The following is a 6,593-nucleotide window of genomic DNA, read 5'->3' as shown; positions in this document are numbered from 1 at the left end:
GTCGGGGTGGGGGATCCGGTCGGGGTCGGGGAGCCGGTCGGGCTCGGCGTCGCGGTCGGGGTGCCTGTCTCGCCAGCGGTGGTGGTGCTGGTGGTGGTGGCGAGGGGCGTGGCCGCGGCAGGCCCTGCGTCGGCGTTGCGGTCGGGGGGCAAGGCCATGACCAGGTAGGCGAGAACGCCCGCGGCGATCAGCGCCGATGTGACGCCCAGCATGAGCCTGCGTCTGTGTCTGCGCTGCCGCGCGGCCTGCCTCGGTGTGTTCATTTCCCGTCCGTTCGCAAGATCGAGCCGATGGTGCACTGGTGAGTGGCTGCCGGAAGCGCAAAGGTTGCCAACGATTTCTCACTGATTGCTCACGCTCGGCCCCGCGTACGTCTCGCGGGCTCGCGCCGAGCTCACGGCGGCAGGCCTTGCGGAGGGCTTGGAGGTCGGAGATTCCGACGGCGCGGGCGACGTCCGCTACGGACAGCGGGCCCGCGAGGTGTTCCTCGACGTAGGACTGCGTGGTGGCCACGAGGGGACGATGGCGCCCGGCCCCGTCGCTCCACGGCAACTCGGTCCTGCATCACCGGGACCACCCGTGAGGTTCCGCCGTCGTCTGGGCGGGCTCGTTCCGGAACGCCGGGGCGATCTGGGTCCAGGTCGTGTTGAAGCGGGCCAGGACCTTGTCGTGGTCGGTGGACATCTTGCTGGTCCACTGCCAGTAGTCGTGATGGACGTCGAGGATCCCGGAGAGGCCGTCGGCGATCGCCCAGTCGACGATGTGCTTGACCCCGGCTCATGTACGCCGGGTCGATGGTGTAGTGAGGCGTCGCTCCCTGATGGTCGCTCCAGGTCTCGGGATGCGGATGCTCTTGAAGCCCTGGGCGCGAACCGAGTCGAGGAGGGTCTTGGTGGTGCGGGGGCGTACCCACGATCAGCCGGATCCTGCGTCCGGAACGGCGTCCAGTCGGTTTGACGCCGTAGGCGCGGTTGCCGACCAGGCGGGTCAGCGCCTTGGTGGTGATCGGGCTCGGGCCGTCTACTTCACACGCATCTCGCACCGCATCCGGCGCTCGTGCCCCACCTCCCGTACCGGGCCCGTGAGGGTGAGCGGCACGGTGTGGTGGACGTGGGCGCTGGACGCGGCGATGCGCAGTTCGAGGGCGCCGGGTTCGACGACGCGGCGTCCGTCGGCGCCGGTGTACGCGGCGAGGTCGGCCGGGAACGTGGCGCGCACCTCGGCAAAGGCTCCGGCGTCGAGGGGGACCCGGGCGTAGCCGACGAGCCGGACCTCGGGCCGGGTGACGGTGCCGACGGGGTCGTGGAGGTAGAGCTGGACGACTTCGATGCCGGGGCGGTCGCCGGTGTTGCGGACGGTGAGCCGGATCGATGTCTCGCCGTCGGTGGCCAGTTCGGGATTCTCGCAGTGCGGGGTCTCCCAGGCGAACGTGGTGTAGGACAGGCCGTGCCCGAACGGGTACAGGGGCGTCGGGTCCACGGTGCTGGGGAAGCCGTGCCGGCCGAGCGGCGGCGCGAGGTACGGGGCGGGCTGGCCGCCGGGGGTGCGCGGCACGCCGAGGGGCAGCCGGCCGGACGGCTCGACGCGGCCCGACAGGACGCCCGCGACCGCGGCGCCGCCCTCCTGCCCGGGGAAGAAGGCCTGCACGACGGCGGCGGCCCGGTCCGCCCAGCGGCCGAGCGCGTAGGGCCGCCCGCTGAGCACCACGATGACGGTCGGCGTCCCGGAGGCCAGCGCGCGGTTGAGCACCTCACTCTGGTTGTACGGGAGTTCCAGGTCCTCCGCGTCACAGCCCTCGCCCGAGGAGCCGCGCCCGAACAGCCCGGAGCGGTCGCCGACCACGGCGAGGCAGAGGTCGGCGTCCGCCGGGTCGGCCACGAACGTGGCGGTGGGGAGCTCAGCGCGGAGCGCCTCGGCGAGTGTGGATACCGCTACGCCGACGGGTAGTTCGGGATGGTGTACGCCCACGTGCCGGGGGAACGTGTAGCAGCCGAGCATGGCGGCCTGCTCGTGGGCGAGCGGTCCGACGACGGCGATGCGCAGCCCGTCGCCCAGCGGCAGCACCCCGGAGTCGTTGGCGAGCAGGACCACCGACTCCTCGGCGACCTTCCGGGCCAGCTCCCGCATGTGTGGGGGGTTCAGGTCTACGGGCGCGCCGCCCGTGACGGGCTCCCAGTCGGGGTCGAGCAACCCCAGTTCGCACTTCTGCGTGAGGACGCGCAGCGCGGCCCGGTCGAGCAGGCCCTCGGGGAGCGGGTACGCGGTGCTGAAGCAGCGGGCTGCCGGAAGCTCCACGTCGACACCGGCCGTAAGGGCAAGCCACGCGGCGCCGCCTTCGCCGTCCGCGACCCGGTGCGCTTCCTCAAGGAGCGAGACGCCGTAGTAGTCCGAGACCACGGTTCCGTTGAACTGCCATGTATCGCGTAGGAGTTGAGTGAGCAGCTCGGCATGCGCGTGGGCCGGCAGGCCGTCGATGTCGTTGTAGGCGGGCATCACGGAGCGGGCCCCGCCGTCGCGCACCGCCATCTCGAACGGGGGCAGGATCACGTCGGCGAGTTCGCGCGGGCCGAGCGACGCGGGCGCGTGGTTGCGGGCGGCGCGGGACGCCGAGTACGCGGCGAAGTGCTTGAGGGTGGCGACGATCCCGGCCGCCTCCAGGCCCCGTACGTACGCGGTGCCGATGGTGCCGACGAGGTAGGGGTCCTCGCCGATGGACTCCTCGGTGCGGCCCCAGCGCGGATCGCGTACGACGTCGAGGACGGGGGCGAGTCCCTGGTGGATGCCGACGGCGCGCATCGACGCACCAATGGCCTGCGCCATCTCGGTGACCAGGGCGGGGTCGAAGGTGGCGCCCCAGGCGAGCGGGGTCGGAAAGACGGTGGCCTGCCATGCGGTGAACCCGGTCAGGCACTCCTCGTGGGCGAGCGCGGGCAGGCCGAACCGGTTGCCGGCGCGGATCGTGCGCTGGAGTGCGGCGAGCCGGGCGGCGCCCTCGGCCGGTTCGACGGGCACGGTGCCGAAGGGGCGGGTGAGCTGGCCGAGTCCGTACGGAAGCAGGGCGGCGAGGGCCGCGCTGGTGGCGGCGTACTCGTGCTGGCCGGGCGCCACGTCGGCGGCCTCGCCGTCCTCGGGCTCGGCCCCCAGCCACACACTGGAGAGCTGAGCGGTCTTCTCCTCGATGGTCATCCGGGCGAGCAGGTCCGCCGCCCGGACGTGGGCGGACAGGGCGGTGTCCTGCCAGGGCTTGACCATGGAACTCCTCAAGTGCGGTATGGGCAGGGGTGGTTCAGGGGGCGGCGGGGTCAGCCCTTGGTCGCGCCCATCGTGATGCCGCCGATGAGCTGCCGTTCGGCCACCGCGTAGAAGGCGAGCGCGGGCACCATGGCGAGGACGAGGTAGGCGAAGACGCGGGCGACGTCGGCGGAGTACTGGCCCTGGAACTGCTGCACGCCGACCGGGATGGTCCACCAGGTCTGGTCGCTGAACACGAGCAGCGGCAGCAGGAAGTTGTTCCAGCTCGCCACCACGGCGAGGACGGACACGGTGCCGAGCGCGGGCCGGGCCATCGGCAGCAGGATCCGCCAGAAGAACCCGAACGGGGAGCAGCCGTCGAGGGTGGCCGCCTCTTCCAGCTCGCCGGGGATCTCCCGGAAGAAGGCACGCAGGATGACGATGGTGATCGGCAGCCCGAACGCGGCCTGCGGCAGAATCACCCCCCACGGGTTGTCGAGCAGCCCGAACGTGCGCAGCAGGATGAACAGCGGCAGGATCGCCACGGCGAACGGGAACATCAGGCCGACCGTGAAGAGCGTGAACAGCAATTCCCGCCCACGGAACGCGAATCGGGCCAGTGCGAAGGCGGCAAGGGCGGCCGTGCCGACGGTGAGGACGGTCGTACCGACGGCGATCAGAGTGGAGGACCCGATGGACCGCCAGAAGGTGCCGGACTCCAGGATCTCCGTGTAGTTCGACGTCACCCAGGGCGAGGGCAGGCCGAGCGGGTTGCTGGAGAGCTGGTCGGTGGACTTGAAGCCGGAGACGAGTGCGTACACCAGCGGCGTCACCATGACGACGCCGACCACCCAGACGGTCACGTACAGGGGAACGGAGCGCAGCCTGCGGCGCAGCGCGGAGGCCGTCATCGGGTGGCTCGCATGGTGGTGAGGGCTCCTTCGGTGTCGCGGCGCAGCACGAAGCGCTGGTAGGCGAGGGCGAAGACGAGGCTGATGAGGAACATGGCGATGCTGATCGCGCTGGCGTAGCCGACCTGGTAGCGCTTGAAGCCGAACTGGAACATGGTCACGGCCATCGTCTCGGAGTGGTGGTCGGGGCCGCCCTGTGTGACCACCCACACCAGGTCGAAGAGCTGGATGGCGCCGATGACCGACAGGAAGACGCTCATCCGGATCGTGGGGCCGAGGAGCGGCAGGGTCACGTGGCGGAAGCGCTGCCAGGGTCCGGCCCCGTCGATGCGGGCGGCCTCGTGCAGTTCGGCGGGGATGCCCTGGAGCCCGGCGAGGTAGAGCATCATGTGGAAGCCGAAGTACTTCCACATCATGACCAGGAAGAGCGTCGGCAGTACGGTGTCCTGTCCGGCGAACCACAGCCCGCCGAGCCCGTCGAGGCCGACCGAGCCGAGCATCTTGTCCGCGAGCCCGTCGTCGGGTGCGAAGATCATGCCGAAGAGGATGCCGGTGATGACCTCGGACAGTACGTACGGGGCGAAGAACAGCATCCGGTAGAAGGCGCGGCCGCGCAGCTTCTGGTTGAGCAGGACGGCCATCGCCAGGGCGAACGGCAACTGGAGCGCGAGGGACAGGACGACGAGGAGCAGGCCGCGCCACAGATCCCCGAGGAAGACGGGGTCGTCGAGGAGACGGCTGAAGTTGCCGAGGCCCGTGAAGTCCGAAGGCGCCCCGAATCCGCCCCAGTTGAAGAAGCTGACGTACAGCGCGTACACGATGGGCAGGAGGACGAGCAGCCCGAACAGGGCGAGGGCCGGCACCGTGAAGGTGACGGCGGTCAGCCACTCCCGCACCCGGCGACTCAGCGGACGCCTGTTGCGCGGGGAGATGTCCGGAGTCTTTGCCAGCGGCGGGCGCTTGTCGCGTGTACGGGTCGAAGTCGTCGTCATTTACTGGCTCTTGGCGACCTGGGTGATGGAACGCGTGACCTGCTCGGGCGACTTGGACCCGGCGATGAGGGCTGCGACCGAGTCGTTCACTTCCTGGCCGACCGCCGGTGGCAGGACCTGGTCGAGGTAGAGCTGGAAGCCGGTGGACTGGGCGAGCGTGTCGGAGACGGCCTTGAGGTTGGGGTCGGTGAGCGCGCTCTCGGCCTCCTTGACGACCGGCATCATGGCGCCCTTGGCCACGAGGATGCGATCGGATTCGGCGGTCATGAAGAACTTCAGGAACTCGGCGGCCGCCTCCGGGGCACCCTTGCGCACCGCGTAGCCACCGCCGCCGCCGAACACGTCGGTGGCTGCCCCCTTGCCGCCCGCGACCGAGGGGAATGGGAAGAAGCCCAGGTCGTCGCCTATGCCCTTGCCGGCGTCGGCCTGTACGACGGGCGCCCACTGCCCCATCAGTTCCATGGCCGCCTTGCCGTTGCCCATGGCGGCCGCCTCGCCGCCCGGCGTGGAGTACGCGGCGCCGAGGAAGCCCTTCTGGAAGGGCTCCAGGCCGACCAGATCCTTGAGGTGGCGGCCCGCGGCGACGAAGGGGTCACCGGTGAAGTCCTTGGCGTCGATGGCCTGTTGCATCCCGTCGACGCCCGCGGTGCGCATCGACAGATACGCCCAGTAGTACATGCCGGGCCATTTCTCCTTGCCGGCGAGGGCGAGGGGCGTGATCCCGGCGCCCTTGAGCTTCTTCACCGCGTCGAGGAAGTCGGCCCAGGTGGAAGGCGGGGTGGCGATGTCGGCCTTCTTGAAGAGCGCCTTGTTGTACCAGAAGCCGACGGCCCCGATGTCGAAGGGCACGGCGTACGTCTTGCCGTCGAACTCGTAGGGTGCCTTCGAGGCGGGTACGAGGGTGTCGGACCATGGCTTCGTGGACGCGGTGAGGTCCTCCACGAGACCGGCGTCGATCTGCTGCTTGAGGACGCCGCCGCCCCAGGTGTGGAAGATGTCCGGAAGCTTTCCGGAGCTGGTCTGCGCGGTCATCTTCGCCTTGTACGCATCGTTCTCCAGCGTGACGAGCTTGATGCGCACATCGGGGTGGGTGGCCTCGAAGTCCTTGGCACGCTTGGGCCACAGGCTCTGCGTCGGCTCGGTGGTCTGGATGTTCCACCACTCCACCACGGTCCGCCCCGAGCTGTCCGTGGAGCCGGAACCGGAGTCCGAGCAGGCGCTGAGCGCCGTCGCGCCCAGGCCGGCCGCGGTGGTCGCGGCAAGGAACCTGCGGCGGTTGAGTGCTGAGATGGTGCTCGGCGTCTGGGCGCCTCGCTCGACGGCTCGCATCGCACACCTTCCGGAAGTGATCCGAAAACTATCGGTAGATGACCACGGAAGTTACGGACACAAGGCGGGGGTGGGGGGGGGGGGGGAAAAAAAAACACGGCTGCCCCCCCCCCCGGGGGGGGGGGGGGGG

General features: G+C 70.2%; 5 protein-coding genes and 2 pseudogenes. All 7 read right to left on the bottom strand.

Features of this window, described 5'->3' with window-relative positions; all coding sequences use genetic code 11:
• A pseudogene (locus U9R90_RS03025) lies at positions 1–263 on the bottom strand (hypothetical protein); the annotation flags it as partial.
• Between the two features lie 97 nt (positions 264–360).
• Positions 361–477 (bottom strand): annotated as a pseudogene (locus U9R90_RS03020) (AraC family transcriptional regulator); the annotation flags it as partial.
• A gap of 87 nt (positions 478–564) precedes the next feature.
• The gene (locus U9R90_RS03015; protein WP_411057617.1) at positions 565–762 is read right to left on the bottom strand and encodes a cellulase family glycosylhydrolase; all 198 of its coding nucleotides are present in this window, start codon (positions 760–762) and stop codon (positions 565–567) included.
• A 258-nt stretch (positions 763–1,020) separates the two neighbouring features.
• Complete coding sequence (locus tag U9R90_RS03010) at positions 1,021–3,252, bottom strand: beta-glucosidase (RefSeq protein WP_411054794.1); 2,232 nt, start codon at positions 3,250–3,252, stop codon at positions 1,021–1,023.
• A gap of 50 nt (positions 3,253–3,302) precedes the next feature.
• Entirely contained in the window at positions 3,303–4,142 is an 840-nt protein-coding gene (locus tag U9R90_RS03005; RefSeq protein WP_411054793.1) for a carbohydrate ABC transporter permease, read from the bottom strand.
• Positions 4,139–5,134: a carbohydrate ABC transporter permease gene (locus U9R90_RS03000; RefSeq protein WP_411054792.1), complete on the bottom strand. Its 996-nt coding sequence runs from the start codon at positions 5,132–5,134 to the stop codon at positions 4,139–4,141. The genes U9R90_RS03005 and U9R90_RS03000 overlap by 4 nt, the downstream gene beginning before the upstream one ends.
• Positions 5,135–6,463, bottom strand: coding sequence for an extracellular solute-binding protein (locus U9R90_RS02995; protein ID WP_411054791.1), 1,329 nt, complete (start codon positions 6,461–6,463; stop codon positions 5,135–5,137). It abuts the gene before it with no gap.
• Positions 6,464–6,593: the final 130 nt, after the last annotated feature.

The sequence above is a fragment of the Streptomyces sp. E11-3 genome (assembly GCF_046540415.1).
Taxonomy (GTDB): Bacteria; Actinomycetota; Actinomycetes; order Streptomycetales; family Streptomycetaceae; genus Streptomyces.
The sequence above is the reverse complement of the archived record's forward strand: the minus strand, read 5'-3'. Positions and strand labels throughout refer to the sequence as shown.